Origin of the sequence: Rhodococcus sp. NCIMB 12038 (assembly GCF_002165735.1) — a bacterium.
In the GTDB taxonomy this organism is placed as follows: domain Bacteria; phylum Actinomycetota; class Actinomycetes; order Mycobacteriales; family Mycobacteriaceae; genus Rhodococcus_F.
Map to the genome: position 1 here is coordinate 145,845 of NZ_NHML01000014.1, position 15,702 is coordinate 161,546.

At 69.5% G+C, this 15,702-nt stretch carries 15 protein-coding genes; 12 read left to right on the forward strand and 3 right to left on the reverse strand.

The annotated features are described in order from the left end of the window. Positions 1 to 5: 5 nt before the first annotated feature. The 5 genes from CA951_RS22315 (at position 6) to CA951_RS22335 (ending at position 5,378) form a co-directional block, all read left to right on the forward strand. Positions 6 to 518, forward strand: coding sequence for a hypothetical protein (locus CA951_RS22315; protein WP_087558885.1), 513 nt, complete (start codon positions 6 to 8; stop codon positions 516 to 518). Then, positions 493 to 1,530: a MerR family transcriptional regulator gene (locus CA951_RS22320; RefSeq protein WP_087558886.1), complete on the forward strand. Its 1,038-nt coding sequence runs from the start codon at positions 493 to 495 to the stop codon at positions 1,528 to 1,530. The genes CA951_RS22315 and CA951_RS22320 overlap by 26 nt, the downstream gene beginning before the upstream one ends. A gap of 63 nt (positions 1,531 to 1,593) precedes the next feature. After that, positions 1,594 to 2,307: a phosphatidylserine decarboxylase gene (locus tag CA951_RS22325; protein WP_087558887.1), complete on the forward strand. Its 714-nt coding sequence runs from the start codon at positions 1,594 to 1,596 to the stop codon at positions 2,305 to 2,307. Further along, positions 2,304 to 3,167, forward strand: a complete 864-nt coding sequence (gene pssA / locus CA951_RS22330; protein WP_087558888.1) for a CDP-diacylglycerol--serine O-phosphatidyltransferase — start codon at positions 2,304 to 2,306, stop codon at positions 3,165 to 3,167. The genes CA951_RS22325 and pssA overlap by 4 nt, the downstream gene beginning before the upstream one ends. Before the next feature lie 27 nt (positions 3,168 to 3,194). Next, positions 3,195 to 5,378 (forward strand): AAA family ATPase, encoded by a 2,184-nt coding sequence (locus CA951_RS22335; RefSeq protein WP_087558889.1) that lies wholly within the window; start codon positions 3,195 to 3,197, stop codon positions 5,376 to 5,378. Between the two features lie 39 nt (positions 5,379 to 5,417). Here the strand turns inward: CA951_RS22335 and CA951_RS22340 are convergent, their stop codons facing one another. Then, positions 5,418 to 6,170 carry an isocitrate lyase/phosphoenolpyruvate mutase family protein gene (locus CA951_RS22340; protein ID WP_087558890.1) on the reverse strand — a complete coding sequence of 251 codons (753 nt, stop codon included), beginning with the start codon at positions 6,168 to 6,170 and terminating at the stop codon, positions 5,418 to 5,420. Between the two features lie 110 nt (positions 6,171 to 6,280). Between CA951_RS22340 and CA951_RS22345 the strand changes: the two genes are divergently transcribed. Beyond that, a complete protein-coding gene (locus CA951_RS22345; protein ID WP_087558891.1) occupies positions 6,281 to 7,633 on the forward strand; it encodes a hypothetical protein in 1,353 nt (450 codons plus the stop codon). Here CA951_RS22345 and CA951_RS22350 read toward each other — a convergent pair. Further along, on the reverse strand, positions 7,630 to 8,088 hold the full coding sequence (locus CA951_RS22350; protein ID WP_087558892.1) for an NUDIX domain-containing protein: 459 nt from the start codon (positions 8,086 to 8,088) through the stop codon (positions 7,630 to 7,632). The two genes, CA951_RS22345 and CA951_RS22350, sit on opposite strands and share 4 nt — an antisense overlap. A gap of 166 nt (positions 8,089 to 8,254) precedes the next feature. On the opposite strand from CA951_RS22350, the gene CA951_RS22355 reads away from it, so the two are divergent. Genes CA951_RS22355 through mnhG form a run of 6 tightly spaced genes read left to right on the forward strand, consistent with a single transcriptional unit; the run spans position 8,255 to position 14,435 of the window. Further along, positions 8,255 to 11,086, forward strand: coding sequence for a Na+/H+ antiporter subunit A (locus tag CA951_RS22355; RefSeq protein WP_087558893.1), 2,832 nt, complete (start codon positions 8,255 to 8,257; stop codon positions 11,084 to 11,086). Beyond that, a complete protein-coding gene (locus tag CA951_RS22360) occupies positions 11,086 to 11,655 on the forward strand; it encodes a Na(+)/H(+) antiporter subunit C (RefSeq protein ID WP_087558894.1) in 570 nt (189 codons plus the stop codon). The genes CA951_RS22355 and CA951_RS22360 overlap by 1 nt, the downstream gene beginning before the upstream one ends. Next, positions 11,652 to 13,274 (forward strand): Na+/H+ antiporter subunit D, encoded by a 1,623-nt coding sequence (locus CA951_RS22365; RefSeq protein ID WP_087558895.1) that lies wholly within the window; start codon positions 11,652 to 11,654, stop codon positions 13,272 to 13,274. The genes CA951_RS22360 and CA951_RS22365 overlap by 4 nt, the downstream gene beginning before the upstream one ends. Then, the gene (locus tag CA951_RS22370) at positions 13,271 to 13,843 is read left to right on the forward strand and encodes a Na+/H+ antiporter subunit E (RefSeq protein WP_087558896.1); all 573 of its coding nucleotides are present in this window, start codon (positions 13,271 to 13,273) and stop codon (positions 13,841 to 13,843) included. The genes CA951_RS22365 and CA951_RS22370 overlap by 4 nt, the downstream gene beginning before the upstream one ends. Then, positions 13,840 to 14,100: a monovalent cation/H+ antiporter complex subunit F gene (locus CA951_RS22375; RefSeq protein ID WP_005251754.1), complete on the forward strand. Its 261-nt coding sequence runs from the start codon at positions 13,840 to 13,842 to the stop codon at positions 14,098 to 14,100. The genes CA951_RS22370 and CA951_RS22375 overlap by 4 nt, the downstream gene beginning before the upstream one ends. Continuing rightward, positions 14,097 to 14,435, forward strand: a complete 339-nt coding sequence (gene mnhG / locus CA951_RS22380; RefSeq protein WP_005264391.1) for a monovalent cation/H(+) antiporter subunit G — start codon at positions 14,097 to 14,099, stop codon at positions 14,433 to 14,435. The genes CA951_RS22375 and mnhG overlap by 4 nt, the downstream gene beginning before the upstream one ends. On the opposite strand, the gene CA951_RS22385 is transcribed toward mnhG, so the two are convergent. Next, positions 14,404 to 15,687: a phosphatase PAP2 family protein gene (locus CA951_RS22385; RefSeq protein ID WP_087558897.1), complete on the reverse strand. Its 1,284-nt coding sequence runs from the start codon at positions 15,685 to 15,687 to the stop codon at positions 14,404 to 14,406. The two genes, mnhG and CA951_RS22385, sit on opposite strands and share 32 nt — an antisense overlap. Positions 15,688 to 15,702 lie beyond the last annotated feature (15 nt).

Genomic DNA, 15,702 nt, shown 5'->3' on the forward strand with positions numbered 1-15,702 from the left:
TCCGCATGGACACACCGGACGCCGTCATGGCGAGGATCGCGCAGGGGCAGGAACGGGCGGTAGGGGGTGATCGGGAGGGCGCCCGCCGCATCTTCGAGGAGGTGTGGGACGCCCTCCAGGGCTCCGGCGACACCGCGCCGGACCCGCTGCACGTCGTCACGCTGGCCCACTACATGGCGGACGTCCAGACCGACCCCGCCGAGGAACTGCGCTGGGACCTGCGAGCCCTGGATGCCGCCGACTCGCTGACTGACGACCGCGCGAAGGAGCATCACTCGTCACTGTCGGTCGCGGGCTTCTACCCATCGCTGCACCTCAACGTGGCGGCCGCTCGTCACGCCCTCGGCCAGTCGATCGAGGCACGCCACCATCTCGATCGGGCAGCGCAGTGCTGCGAACACCTCGCGGACGACGGCTACGGGCGGATGATCCGCGGGGGCATCGCCCGACTCCGCGCCGAACTGAACGCGACTGTCGGACCGCCGGGGCAGAGTGGGCGCCGTGCTCAGCATCGGTGAACTCGCCCGCGCGTCCGGTCTGTCGGTCAGCTCGCTGCGGTTCTACGACAAGGCCGGGGTGCTCACCCCGCACGCGGTCGACCCGCGCACGGGGTACCGCTGGTACACGGACCGGCAGGTGGATGCCGCCGTCCTCGTCGCCGCGATGCGCCGGGTGGGGATGCCGGTGAAGGAAATGGCGTCCGTGCTGAGCGGCACCGACGCGCACGGACTTCTGGACCGGCATCTCGGCCGGCTGGAGCAGGGCCTTGACGACGCCCGCCGCGAACTGACGCGGATCCACCGCCTGCTCGACGCCCGAGCGGACCGGACGCGGACGGTCGTCCTCCGCACCGCCGACCTTCTCGCCGCGGTCGGTGCGGTGCGGTTCGCCGCCGACGCCGACTCGGAGTTCCCGGTGCTTCGCGGCTGCCTCTTCGAGACGGACCAGGGCGTGCTGCGGCTCGTCACCACCGACCGCTACCGGCTGGCGGTCGCCGCCGCGGCCGTGCTCGAACCGCCGGTTGACCCGATCTCCGTGGTCGTCCCGTGCACGTTCCTGGACGACGCTGCCGGCTTGCTGCGGCGCCACCGCACGGTGACCGTCGTCGTGGGCGGCGACTCCATCACCCTCCGCTGCGGCCGCGAGCAGCTCACCACCGGCCTCGTCGACGGCGCCTTCCCCGACCATCGCAGCCTGTCGCCCAGCGACCCGGGAATCGAACACACCTTCTCCTCGGTGACCCTGCGCGCACTCCTGGCCGACGGGGGCGACCGGGTGGATCTGGGGGTTCTCGAGTCGGGTGAGATCGTCGTCGGCCACTTGGGCACCGAGCAGCCCGTCCGCTTCCACGTGCAGGTGAACGCCGGTTTTCTCCTCGAAGCCGTCGATGCGCTGCCGGGCGAGCAGTTGACGTTCCGAGTCGGTGGACCCATCACGCCCCTCGCCATCCGGCCACGATTCGTTCACACATCGGACTCCGCGAGTGCGTACTCTCTCCTGATGCCGTTGCAGCCGGAAGCGCTCACGTAATCTGTGGGTGCGGCGCGATGGCGCGCAGGCAGCACGTCCGTCCGAACACAGTTAGAGGAGCCCGTGGCACGCAAGCCCACACCCCCCGGAACCCCGCAAGCCACGAGCGTCGGGCACATCGTCGACCTCGTCCGCGGAGCAGTTCCGCCCCTGCATCCGGCCGGGCTGCCCTTCGTCCTCGCACCACTCGGCGTGGCCGTCCTCGGCCGCAACCGCAAGTGGGTTCGTCGCGGAGCACTGACCTCCGCCGCTGCCTGCGCCGCATTCTTCCGGCATCCGCACCGCGTTCCGCCGAACCGAGTCGGCGTCGCAGTCGCACCCGCCGACGGTGAGGTCGCACTCGTCGACTCCGCGGTCCCGCCGTCCGAACTCGACATGGGAACCGAGCCGCTCCCCCGGGTCAGCATCTTCCTGTCCGTGCTCGACGTGCACGTCCAGCGCAGCCCCGTCGGCGGTGAGGTGACGAAGGTCGTCCACCGGCCGGGCAAGTTCCTCTCCGCCGACCTTTCCGACGCCAGCGAGGTCAACGAACGCAACAGCATGCTGCTGCACACATCGGAGGGCCACGACGTCGCCGTCGTCCAGATCGCCGGTCTGCTCGCCCGCCGGATCGTCTGCGACGCCAAGGTCGGCGACACCCTCCCGATCGGTGACACGTACGGCCTGATCCGGTTCGGCTCCCGCGTCGACACGTACTTCCCGGCGGGCACCACGCTGCTCGCCGAGCGGGGACAGCGGACGATCGGCGCCGAGACCGTCATCGCTCAACTGCCGTGATCGCCAACGCGAAGAAACAGCGGAGGGGACGACCCCAGCAGGCGGTGCGGCTCCTGCCGAGCGTTGTCACGATCCTCGCGCTGTGCGCGGGACTGTCCGCCGTCAAGTTCGCGCTGGACGACGATCTGGGAACGGCGCTGGCCATGATCGGCGCCGCCGCGGTCCTCGACTCGCTCGACGGGCGGATCGCGCGACTGCTCGACGCCACCAGCAAGATGGGCGCCGAACTGGATTCGCTCGCCGATTCCATCTCGTTCGGCGTCGCCCCGGCTCTCGTCCTCTACGTCACGCTGCTGGACGGGCAGAGTTTCGGCTGGATCATCGCCCTGATCTACGCGGTGAGCATCGTGCTGCGGCTGGCCCGGTTCAACACGCTCCTCGACGAGGACGACATGCCGGGGTACGCCAACGAGTACTTCACGGGTGTCCCGGCGCCGGCGGGTGCGCTGGTCGCGCTGGCCCCGCTGGCCGCCGCCGCGCAGTGGGGCGACGGTTGGTGGTCGTCGTATCCCGTCGTCGTGGCATGGACCGTGCTCTCCGCGGCGCTGATCGTCAGCCGGATCCCCACGCTTGCACTGAAGACGGTGTCCGTGCCCCCGCACATGGCGGCCGGTCTGCTCGTCCTCGTGGCGCTCGCGGCGGCGGCCCTGGTCACCTACCCGTACATCCTGCTGATCGTCCTCGTCGCGGTGTACCTCGGGCACATTCCGTTCGCCGTCCACTCGAAGCGGTGGGTGGCCGCGCGACCCGAGACGTGGGACATCAAGCCGTCCGAGCGGCGAGCCATCCGGCGTCAGCCCGACGCCCGCGGCAGGCGGTCCGCGGCACGGCTCGGACTGCGCCGTCCCCGGGCCCGGTAGGTCGCTCCCGCACGTAGGCTCGACGGCGTGACCTCACCGGAACTCGCGCTCACAGTCCGACTGAACACCTCGGCCGTCGACACCCGGCGCGGCGTGGTCCGGCTGCATCCGGAAGCCTTGGCCGCGCTGGGACTCCGCGAGTGGGACGCGATCGCCCTGATCGGTGCGCGCCGCACTGCCGCCGTTGCCGGTCGCGCGCCGGCCGGAACCCCCACCGGGACCGCGCTCCTCGACGACGTGACTCTGTCCAATGCCGGGCTGTCCGAGAACAGCACCGTCGTCGTGACACCGGTGACGGTGTACGGCGGGAAGGCGGTGACCGTCAGCGGCTCCAATCTGGCCGTCAACTCCGTCTCCGACGTCACCCTGCGTCACGCCCTGCTCGGCAAGGTCCTCACCGTCGGCGACACGGTGTCGCTGCTCCCCCGCGATCTGGGCCCCGGAACCAGCACCGCCCCCGCGACCCAGGCCCTGTCCCGGACGTTCGGTGTCGCCTGGACGTCAGAACTGCTCACCGTGACCGGGGTCGACCCGGCCGGTGGTGCGGTGAGCGTGCAGCCCAACACCGCGGTCGGGTGGGGTGAGGGTGTGCGCGCGACGGTGACCGCGTCGCCGTCGCGGCTGCCCGCGCCGCCGGTCCGGACCGCCGAGGACGTGCCCCCGGTCCCGGTCGAGGACCTCGTCGGCGCCCGCACCCAGGCGGCCAAACTCACCGAGTGGCTCGGGTTGGCCCTCGACGAACCCGAACTGCTCCGCACCCTCGGGGCCTCACCCCATCTGGGCGTCCTGGTGACCGGGCCCGCCGGTGTCGGGAAGGCGACGCTCGCCCGTTCGGTTCTCGCGTCCCGGCGGGTGGTCGAACTCGACGGGCCGAGTGCCGGCGCGCTCGAGGCGGGCTCCCGGTTGCAGCGGGTCACCGCAGCGGTCGAGGCGGTCCGCAGCGGCGGGGTCCTGTTGATCACCGACATCGACGCCCTGCTGCCGTCCACCCCGGAACCGGTGTCGGCGCTGATCGTCGAGCAACTCCGCCGCGCGGTCGAGACCGTCGGGGTCGCGTTCGTCGCGACGTCGGCGCACCCGGAGTCGGTCGACACCCGGTTGCGGGGGCAGGACCTGTGCGACCGCGAACTCGCCCTCACCCTGCCCGACGGCTCCACCCGCCGGGCCCTGCTGGAACTGCTCCTGCGGAAGGTGCCCAGCGACGGCATCGCCCTCGACGCGATCGCGGCCCGCACACCGGGGTTCGTCGTCGCCGACCTCGCCGCGCTGTGCCGGGAAGCCGCCCTGCGCGCCGCGTCCCGCGCGGCCAGGAAACCCGTCGAGCCGGCCCTCACGCAGGACGACCTCCTCGGCGCACTCGACGTCATCCGCCCGCTGTCGCGGTCGGGCAGCGAGGAACTCGCGATCGGCAGCGTCACCCTCGACGACGTCGGGGACATGGTGGAGACCAAGCAGGCGCTGACGGAAGCGGTGCTGTGGCCGTTGCAGCACCCGGATTCGTTCGCCCGGCTGGGTGTCGATCCCCCGCGCGGCGTGCTGCTCTACGGTCCGCCCGGCTGCGGAAAAACGTATCTCGTTCGGGCACTGGCCAGTTCGGGACATCTGAGTGTGCACGCCGTCAAGGGCGCCGAGCTGATGGACAAGTGGGTGGGCGCGTCCGAGAAGGCGGTCCGCGAACTGTTCCAGCGGGCACGGGATTCGGCGCCGTCGCTGATCTTCCTCGATGAAGTGGACGCTCTCGCGCCGCGCCGCGGCCAGAGTTCCGATTCCGGTGTGGCCGACCGGGTGGTCGCCGCGCTGCTCACCGAACTCGACGGCGTCGAACCGCTGCGCGACGTGGTGGTCGTCGGTGCCACCAACCGGCCCGACCTCATCGACCCGGCCCTGCTGCGCCCCGGCCGCCTCGAGCGGCTGGTGTTCGTGCCGCCGCCGGACGGCGACGCCCGCCGCGCGATCCTCCGGACGTCCGGGAAGGCGGTCCCCCTCGCCGACGATGTCGATCTCGACGCCCTCGCGGACGATCTCGACGGCTACTCGGCCGCCGACTGCTCGGCGCTGCTGCGGGAAGCCGCGCTGGCCGCGATGCGCCGGAACATCGACGCCGCCGACGTCACCGCGGCCGACGTGGCCGAGGCACGCGAAAAGGTGCGCCCCTCACTCGATCCCGAGCAAGTGGCGCACCTGAAGGCCTATGCGCTGTCGCGCCCGTGAGTACTTGTTAACCGCCGGCGGTTAACAAGTACTCACGGGTCAGGACCAGCGGCCGAGCAGAGTGGCCGCGTGTGCGGCGAGGGCGGCCTGGAAGAACGGGCCGAAACTCACCCGCGCGACGCCGAGCGGGCCGAAGCTCGCCGGATCGTCCTGATCGGGCAGCCCGATCGCGTTGACGGGCCGCGGAAGCTCCGACGTGAGCCGCTTCTGGGTGGCGTCGTCGTGACGGCCGACGGGGTAGAGCACGTCGGCTCCGGCCTCGGCGGCGAGCTTGAGTCGCGCGATCGCGCGGTCGACACGGTCGGACTCGTCGCCCACCTGCTTCACGAACAGGTCGGTCCGCGCGTTCACGACCACGTGGACCCCGGCGGCGTCGGCGGCCTGCCGTAACCCTCCGACGAAGTCGGCATGCTCCTGCGGCTCGCGGAGCCGTCCGCCCTCGCTGTGGACCGTGTCCTCGATGTTCAGACCCACCGCTCCCGCACCGATCAGACCCTCGATGAGGCGGGCCGGCTCGAGCCCGTATCCGGATTCGATGTCGACCGACAGCGGCAGCTCCACCGCGGCGGTGATCTGCGAGATGCGGTGCAGCAGCTCGTCGAACGTGATTCCCTCGTTGTCGGGCTTGCCGATCGAGTCGGACACCGGATGGCTTCCGACCGTCAGCGCCTGAAACCCGGAGGACACAGCCAGATTCGCGGACCACGCATCCCACACGGTGGGCAGGATGACGGGGTTGCCGGGCCGGTGCAGCTCCAGCAGTGTGGTGGCCTTCTCGTTGATCGACGTCATAGGGGGCTCCTCGCCTCGGGGTATTCGATCGGAGTCGTTCTCGGGCACGCCTTCGGTGCCAACACCGGGTTCGCCATTTCCATTCCTACCCGCTCGAGTACCGTGAGCAGATGGACTTCCGGGAACCCCTGTCGGCCGCGGCTGCTCTCGCGTCCGGCGCACTTGCCGGGTTCGTCCTCACCAATCCTCGCAACCGGGCGTGGACGATCAACGCCTCCGATCGCGAGATCGACCGGTGGATCAGCAGTCAGCCGACCGGTGTGGTGGTGGCCCTGGTTCTCGCCGTCATCGCGGTGGGCGGTCTGCAACGGTCGGGCTCCCGCCGGGTGTCGTGGCTCCTGGCCGCGGCGTGCGCGGTCATCCTGATGGGCGCGCGCTGGGCGGTGCCGGGTGCCGGCAGCGTCGACACGTTGATCGCGCTGCACTTCGCCAAGACGGCGACTGCCGGGTTCCTGTTGGGCGCGGCGGTCGCCGCGGTGTGGGGTCGCTGGGCTTCGCAGCTGGCGCTGACTCTCGGGGTCGCGGGCGCGTTCCTCCTCGCAAGTGTGCAGAAACTGCCGCGCGGCGACACCGCGTATGTCGAACCCGCGAGCATGAGCACCTCGGCGATCGGCGAACCTCCGCAGGGGCTGCTGATCGGAGTTCTCGTGCTCGCGCTCGCGTCGGCGGTGCTGGCGCGGTCGCAGTTCCGGGTACAACGCCTCGAACGGAAGACCCTGCTGACCGCGCTGGTCGGGGCCCTCGGACTCGCGCTGCTCAACCGGCTGCTCGGGGCGTGGATCGACGATCAGGAATTCGGCGAACCCCTGACGGTCTGGCTGATCGTCGCGTTCTCGATCGCCGTGATCCTGACGGTCACCGTGCTGATCGGGCGACGGCTCCCGGGGATCGACGGACATTTCCTCCTCGCGGCGACCGGGGTCACCGCCGCGGCCGTGCTCGTCCTCGACGATCTCCGGACCCCCCGGGTGACGACGCCCGCGCCGGCGTTGCTGGCGGTCGGCGTCGTCACCCTCGCCGCGGGAATGGCGGTGGCGGTCAGGGTTCCGCCGAAGTGGCGACGGCCCGGGTGGGGTCTGTGTCACGCCGCCGTCGTTCCGCTGGTCGCCACCATCTCCCCCGACTTCGGCAACGACGGCGTCGCGCTCCTGCTCCGGCTGGCGGTCCTGGGCGGAGGGACGGGTTTCGCGCTCGCCTCCGCGCTGCCGGGTTCTGCGCCCGTCGCGGTGCTCGGTCTGGCGCTGCCGTTCGCGTCGCTGGTGTTCGTCGCGGCGACCACGGTCCCCCGCAGCCGGGTGGTCTATTCGGGTGCGCCCAGCGAGCACCATCTGCCGTCTTCGCCGGCCTCGACCGCCGCGTCCGACCATCTCGCCGGTGTCGCGATGCTGCTCGTCGTCGCGTTCTGCGTCTACTCGCTCCGTGAGCGCCACAGTGCACCGGAGGGCACCGCGCCACTCACCTAATCGAGGAGGCCCAGCGACTGCAGCCGGCGGAACACGAGCATCGAGCCGGGCGCGACGTCCGGCATCGCCGCGTATTCGTCGACGGTGAAGTACCGCAGTTCGGCGATCTCGCTCGTCGGCCGCGGCTCGGAGCTCAGTTCGGCGAGAAAGCAGGTCATGTGCAGGTCCGTGCCCTCGGGATGTCCGTATGCGGGAGCCTCGAAAACCCCCAGGCGTGCGAGTGTCCCGTCGACGATTCCGGCGTCGAGTTCTTCCCGGATCTCTCGGTGCAGAGCCTGTTCGGCGTTCTCCCCCGGGTCGATCTTGCCGCCGGCCATGTAGAAAGCGGTCTTCCCCACCGAACGGGTCTGGAGGAGTTTGCGATCACGGATGTGGGCGAGCGCGGCGGTTCGGATCTCGGCGGGCACCGACCCAAGATAGATCAGTCGGGCACGCACCCATAACCACGCGCCCATAACACAGCACGCCCCTTTAGTCCGATTTGCCGCGATTAAGAGTCCGAATAACCGACCCAGTAGGATGTACCCGTAGCCCAGTTCGCTAGCTGAGCGAACGGTCTACACGACTCGGTTCGTTTCGTTCCGACACCCCGCCGCCCGCTGACCCCCGACGGAGTGCCTTTTGCTTGCTGTTCTGCTCGCCCATGCCGTTGCCGCCGTTCTGGCTCCGCTTGTGGTGCGCAAGTTCGGCCGCAACGGTTTCTATCCCCTGTCCCTCGTCCCGCTGGTGTCACTCGGATGGGTGATCGCGAACTGGGGCACGGTCCAGACCGTGTCCGTCGAGTGGGCCCCGGGCCTGTCGATGGACCTCGACTTCTGGTTCGATCCGCTGGCCGCGATCATGTCGGTGCTGGTGCTCGGCATCGGCACGCTGATCCTGGTCTACTGCGCCCGCTACTTCACCGACGACGAACCCCGTCTCGGCATCTTCGCCGCCGAGATGGTGGCGTTCGCCGGGGCCATGTTCGGGCTCGTCGCCAGCGACAACATGTTGCTGCTCTACATCTTCTGGGAACTGACGACGGTCCTGTCGTTCCTGCTGGTCGGGCATTACGCCGAACGCGCCTCCAGCCGCCGCGCCGCGACGCAGGCCCTGCTCGTCACCACCGCGGGTGGTCTGGCCATGCTCGTCGGCATCATCATCCTCGGCCAGGTGAGCGGCACGTACAACCTGTCCGAACTGATCGAGGTCGCGCCTCGCGGCTGGCTCGCCGGTGTCGCCGTCGTGCTCGTCCTCATCGGTGCGCTGTCGAAGTCGGCGATCGTCCCGCTGCACTTCTGGCTGCCCGGCGCGATGGCCGCCCCGACCCCGGTCAGCGGCTATCTGCACGCCGCCGCGATGGTGAAGGCCGGCATCTACCTGGTGGCCAGATTGTCGCCGGGTTTCGCCGACGCGGCGCCCTGGCGGTTCACGATCATCACGCTCGGCCTGCTGACGATGGTCCTCGCCGGGTGGCGGGCGATGCGCGCCTTCGACCTCAAACTGGTGCTCGCGTTCGGCACCGTCAGCCAGCTCGGCTTCATGATGGTGCTGGTCGGTCTCGGCACCCGCGACGCCGCGCTCGCGGGCATGACGATGGTCGTCGCGCACGCGATGTTCAAGGCCGCACTGTTCATGGTGGTCGGCATCATCGACCACACGACGGGGACCCGCGACATCCGCAAACTCGCGCACCTCGGCACTCGTGCGCCTGCACTGATGGTGTTCGCCGCGCTGGCCGCGGCCAGCATGGCCGGGCTGCCGCCGTTCCTCGGGTTCGTCGGCAAGGAGGCCGCGTTCGACTCCCTGCTGAGCACCACCGTCCTCGCCGACCCGGCGCGGATCGCCACCGTCGGCGTCGTCGTGCTGGGTTCGATCCTGACGCTCGCCTACAGCGTGCGGTTCATGTGGGGCGCGTTCGGCCGCAAGCGGCTCGCGCGGCCGAGCCCGGCCGTGCAGGGCATGCACGCTCCCGGACCGTTGTTCCTCGCCGCGCCTGCCGTTCTCGCGGTGCTGAGCCTGGTGGCGGGACTGGCGGCGCCGCAGCTCGAGAAGCTGCTGACGCCGTACTCACGCACGCTGCCCGCGGAGGCCGCCACCGACTACCACCTGGCGCTGTGGCACGGCGTCAACACCGCGCTGCTGCTCACGCTGCTCGTGTTCGCCGTCGGCACCGCGCTGTTCGTGGCGCAGCGCTGGGTCAACCGGTTGCGGTTCGAGCATCCCCCGCTCGGCAACGCCGACCGCATCTACGACGCGACGCTGCGCGGCATGGACGCCCTGTCGATGCGGCTGACCGGCGCCACCCAGCGCGGTTCGCTGCCGCTGACCCAGGCGACCATCCTCGGGACCCTGGTGCTGGTGCCGCTGGTGCTGCTCGTCGTCGGCACCGATACCGGCGCCGACGTGCGCCTGTGGGATTCGCCGGTGCAGTTCGTGATCGGACTGATGATGGTCGCGGCCGCACTCGCCGCGACCGTGATGCGCAACCGCCTGGCCAGCGTGATCCTCGTCGGTCTCAGCGGCTACGGCTGCGGTGTGCTGTTCGCTCTCCACGGCGCCCCCGACCTGGCGCTCACCCAGTTCCTGGTGGAGACGCTGACCCTCGTCATCTTCGTCCTCGTGTTCCGGAAACTACCCGCCGAGGTGGACGAGCGCCGGGCGATCGGATTCAAGCTTCCGCGGGCGCTGCTGGCGGTCGCGGTCGGTGCCACCATCACCACGATCGGCGCGTACGCCATCAACGCCCGGAACTCGGCGCCGATCTACGAGCGGCTCCCCGACGCGGCGTACTACCTCGGCAACGGCAAGAACGTCGTCAACGTCCTGCTCGTCGACATCCGCGCCTGGGACACGCTCGGCGAGATCTCGGTGCTGCTCGTCGCGGCCACGGGTGTCGCGAGCCTGGTGTTCCGCAACCGCCGCTTCGGCAGCGCCCCCCGGGTGGCCGACGCCCCCGCGGTCACGGCCGAGTCTTCGGCCTCGCATTCCGAGACCACGTGGCTGCTCGGCGGCGACCTCATCGATCCGAAACACCGCTCGCTGGTCCTCGAGGTGACGACCCGGCTGATCTTCCCGACCATCATGGTGTTGTCGGTGTACTTCTTCTTCTCCGGCCACAACGCGCCCGGCGGCGGTTTCGCCGGCGGCCTCACCGCCGGTCTGGCGCTGGTCCTGCGGTACCTCGCGGGCGGGCGGTACGAACTCGGCGAGACCGTCCCGATCGACGCGGGCAAGATCCTGGGGCTCGGGCTGACCCTCGCCGCGGGCACCGCGCTGGCCTCGCTGTTCCTCGGCGCCCCCGCGCTCTCGTCCGCGGTCTTCGAGGTGACACTGCCGGTGATCGGTCACGTCAAGATGGTCACCGCCCTGTTCTTCGACCTGGGTGTGTACCTCATCGTGGTCGGACTCGTACTCGACGTACTCCGCAGCCTCGGGGCACGTCTCGACGCACAGGTCGAGGTGAACCAGTAATGAGCGCGAACCTCGGATTTCTCGTCATCATCGGCGTCCTCGTGTCGGCCGGCGTCTACCTGCTCATCGAACGCAGCATCACCCGCATGCTGCTGGGGTTGCTGCTGTTCGGCAACGGCATCAACCTCCTCATCCTCACGTCCGGTGGGCCGGACGGCAATCCGCCCATCGTCGGCCGCGAATCGATTCACGAGTCGATGGCCGACCCGCTGGCTCAGGCGATGATCCTGACGGCGATCGTCATCACGATGGGCATCGCCGGCTTCGTGCTCGCGCTCGCGTACCGGTCGTTCAAGATCACCACGCAGGACGCCGTCGAGAACGACCTCGAGGACACCAAGGTCCTGCGGCGGCGGTCGCCTGCCGAGGCCCCGGACCGCGACCGCTCCGACGACCCGGTCACCGGTGAGCCGAGTTTCAGCGGCGACGCCTTCGACAAGGACGGAAACCCCATTCCCCTGGACGAACTGAAGAACCTCGAAGACCTCGAATGCTACGAAGACCTGCACGAGGGTGACTTCGACGACGACGAGGACATCGACAAGGCCGGGATCGGGGAGAAGTCGTGACCATTTCCCCGTACGTCATCACGGCGCTCGCGCCGCTGCCCGTCCTCGTCCCGATGCTCGCCGCCGCGGCCACGCTGGTGCTCGGCCGGCGTCCACGGGCCCAGCGGATCATCACGCTCGTCGCGTTGATCGGCGTCCTCGTCGTGTCGGGACTGCTGCTGTTCCTCGCGGACCGCGACGGGACGACGGCCGTTCAGGTGGGTGGCTGGGATTCGCCGATCGGCATCACGCTGGTGGTCGACCGACTGTCCGCGATGATGCTGGTGGTCTCGTCCATCGTGCTGCTCGCCGTCATGGCCTACGCCGTGGGTCAGGGTATCCGCGACGGCAGTGAGGATCAGCCCGTCTCGATCTTCCTGCCGACGTATCTGGCGCTGACGGCTGGCATCTCCAACGCGTTCCTGGCCGGCGACCTGTTCAACCTGTACGTCGGTTTCGAGGTGCTCCTCGCCGCCAGTTTCGTGTTGCTGACGCTGGGCGCGAGCGCCGATCGCGTCCGCGCGGGTGTCTCGTACGTGATGGTGTCGATGGTGTCCTCGCTGATCTTCCTGGCGGGTATCGCGTTCGCCTACGCGGCCACCGGCACCCTCAACCTCGCCGACATGGCCACCCGCCTCGACGGCATCCCGTCCGGCACCCGCACCGCCATCTTCGGCGTGCTGCTGGTTGCGTTCGGCATCAAGGCCGCGGTGTTCCCGCTGTCGACGTGGCTGCCCGACTCCTACCCCACCGCGCCGGCCCCCGTCACCGCCGTGTTCGCCGGGCTGCTCACCAAGGTGGGTGTGTACGCGATCATCCGCGCGCACACGCTGCTCTTCCCGGAGGGCGAACTCGACAACGTGCTGATGGTGTGCGGCCTGCTGACGATGCTCGTCGGCATCCTCGGTGCGATCGCGCAGAGCGACATCAAACGTCTGCTGTCCTTCACCCTGGTCAGCCACATCGGGTACATGGTGTTCGGTGTCGCGCTGTCCACACAGTCGGGGCTCTCGGGTGCCATCTACTACGTAGCTCACCACATCCTCGTGCAGACCACACTGTTCCTCGTGGTCGGTCTGATCGAACGTCAGGCCGGGTCCTCGTCGTTGCGGCGTCTCGGCGGGCTCGCCGCGGCCAGCCCCGTCCTGGCCATCGTGTTCCTCATCCCGGCCCTCAACCTCGGTGGCATTCCCCCGTTCTCCGGGTTCATCGGCAAGGTCGCGTTGTTGCAGGCCGGCTCCGCGGACGCGAGTGTGCTGGCGTGGACCCTCGTTGCCGGCGGAACCGTCACCAGCCTCCTCACCCTGTACGTCGTCGCACGCGTGTGGACCAAGGCGTTCTGGCGGGCCCGCGCCGACGCCCCCGAGGGCGACCTGGCAGACGTCAGCCCGTCGGCGCTGCTCGACGAGTCCGAGGCCGACATCGCGTTCGACGACCGCGCCGACGTGGGCCGGATCCCCGCGATGATGCTGATCCCCACCGTCGCCCTCGTCGCCGTCGGGCTCGCGATGACGGTGTTCGCCGGCCAGATCATCCAGATCAGCGATCGCGCCGCGAGCGATCTGCAGAACCGGTCCATCTACATCGACGCCGTCCTCGGCGGTCACCCCAGCGGCGAAGCGCAGGAGGCACCGCGATGAAACGCGAGAGAATTCTCCAGTTCGGCGCGTTGCTGTGGCTGATGTCCGTGTGGATCCTGTTGTGGGGCAACGTCAGCTGGGGCAACATTCTCGGCGGACTCGCCGTCGGCGCGCTCATCATGGTGCTCATGCCCCTGCCGCGGGTGCCCGTGGAGGGCCGGGTGCACTTCCTGCCGCTGCTGCGGCTGGCCGTGATGTTCGTGTTCTACTCGCTCCAGTCGAGCCTCCAGATCGCGTGGCTCGCACTCCGGCCCGGGCCCCCGCCCGTCACCGGCGTCCTGCGGTACCAGCTGGGGATCAAGTCGGATCTCGTGCTGACCCTGTGCATCGACGTGCTGAACCTCATCCCCGGGACCATGGTCCTCGAGATCGACCAGGTCCGGCGGATCGTCTACGTCCACGTCCTGGACATGGGCTCGCAGAAGGCGGTCAGCCAGTTCTACCGCACCGTCGCGCAGTTGGAACGGTTGTTCATCGAGGCGTTCGAACGGGACTCCGACTGGAAACCGAGCCCCTGGCACAACCGCGACCAGCAGTACGACGACCCCGCTCAGGAGGGCAGCTCATGACAGTCGTATCGGTCATATCCGGAATCATCCTGGTCGTCGCCGGGGTGCTGACGACGTTCCGGCTGCTCGACGGTCCGAACTCGCTGGATCGTCTCGTCGCCCTCGACACCCTGATCGCGCTCGCGATGTGCGGCCTCGCCGTGTGGGCGGCGTACACCGGCGACACGACGATCGTGCCCGCCATCGTCGCGTTGTCGCTGGTGGGGTTCATCGGCTCGGTGTCGGTGGCCCGGTTCCGGGTGAGTGACAAGTCGTGACCACCGTGCTGAACGTCATCGGGGCCACCCTCATGCTGTGCGGTTCGCTGCTCGCGCTGACGGCCGCCATCGCCATCGTCCGGTTCCCGGACACCCTGCGCCGCATGCACGCCGCCACCAAACCGCAGGTGGTCGGTCTCATCATGGTTCTCGCGGGCGCCGTCCTCGAATTGCGCGGCAACGTCGACATCTGGATGCTGATCCTCGTCGGCATCTTCACCCTGTTCACCGCGCCGGTCATCGCGCACAGCGTCGGCCGCGTGGCGTACCGCGAGCAACGCGATCAGGACGGGCTGCTGATGATCAACGAGTTGGAGCCACCAGAACGTCCGTGACCGCCGCCTTCGCGCCGCTGCCCCACCGGGCCAGCGCGGTGTCGGGCCGGGCGAAGAACGTCGCGTAGAAGCCTAGACTCATCGCGGCGAGGGCACCGAGAACGAGCGGTCCGGACACCTCGGGGAATCGGCTCATCGGCACCGCGAGGTAGCGGTAGCTGAGCAGCAGTCCCGCCAGCACCAGCGCGCCGCCGCCGACGAGGCGGACCCGGAACCAGCCCCACCCCCGTTCGGGGTCGCGGAGCGCGGATTCGATGGTCAGGCACAGGACCGCTCCGGCGACCAGGTCGACGCCGTAGTGGTAGCCGAACCCGAGGGTCGCGGTCAGTGTGCACACCAGCCAGAACGTGCCGCCGAGCCGCAGCCACCAGGCACCCTGCCGGGAGTGGATGAACAGTGCGAGGGCCCACGCCGTGTGCAGGCTCGGCATGCAGTTGCGCGGCGTCGTCGAATCGAACGACAGGGGTTCGGGCGCGAAGCCGGGTGCCGGAACGAGGTTCGGCCAGTAGTCGCTGACCTGGAACCCCTGCCCTTCGGTACCGAATGCGAAGATCGGACCGACCACGGGGAACAGCACGTAGAAAACGGGACCGACGAGACCGATCAGCAGGAACGTGCGCACCAGGTAGTGCGAGGGCCAACCGTTCCGCAGCTGGTAAACGGCCACCGCAATCGCCGCGACCGGCAGTTCGATGTAGACCCAGTGCAGGATGCCGTACCCGACGGGACCGAGCGCGTCGACGAACTGCCCCATGTGCCACGACGGGCTTCCCAGCGCGTGATCCGCGAGCTGGGCGAACTCGTCGAGGACCATCGGCCCGGCCATGATCGTGACCTGCAGCCAGGCGTCGCCGAACTTGGTCGCGAGAATCAGCAGCGCACCCAGCCCGACACCTTTGAGGGCGCTGCGCCGCTGCTCGCCGGTCCACCGGACCGCCGCGTAGACACCGACCGCGGTGAGTACCCACGTCGCGCCGTTCCCGACGGTCAGCGGGCCACCCGACAGGTAGCGCACAACGGCGACCACCACATCGATGCCTGCCGCCGAACACAGCGCGACGATGCGTTGCCGGTTGGTGAGCCCGACCATCGCAAGCGCGAGGCCGGCCCACGGAACGGACGCCGACTTGGGGGTCAGGACGTAGTCGCGGAACAGGCTCTCCAAGGGACCCTGGAAACCCTGGACGGACGCGACCGACTGGACCACGACAAGCAGGATCGCCACACCGAGCGCCCCGCCCGCAACGAACATGCGGGAACGATCGAC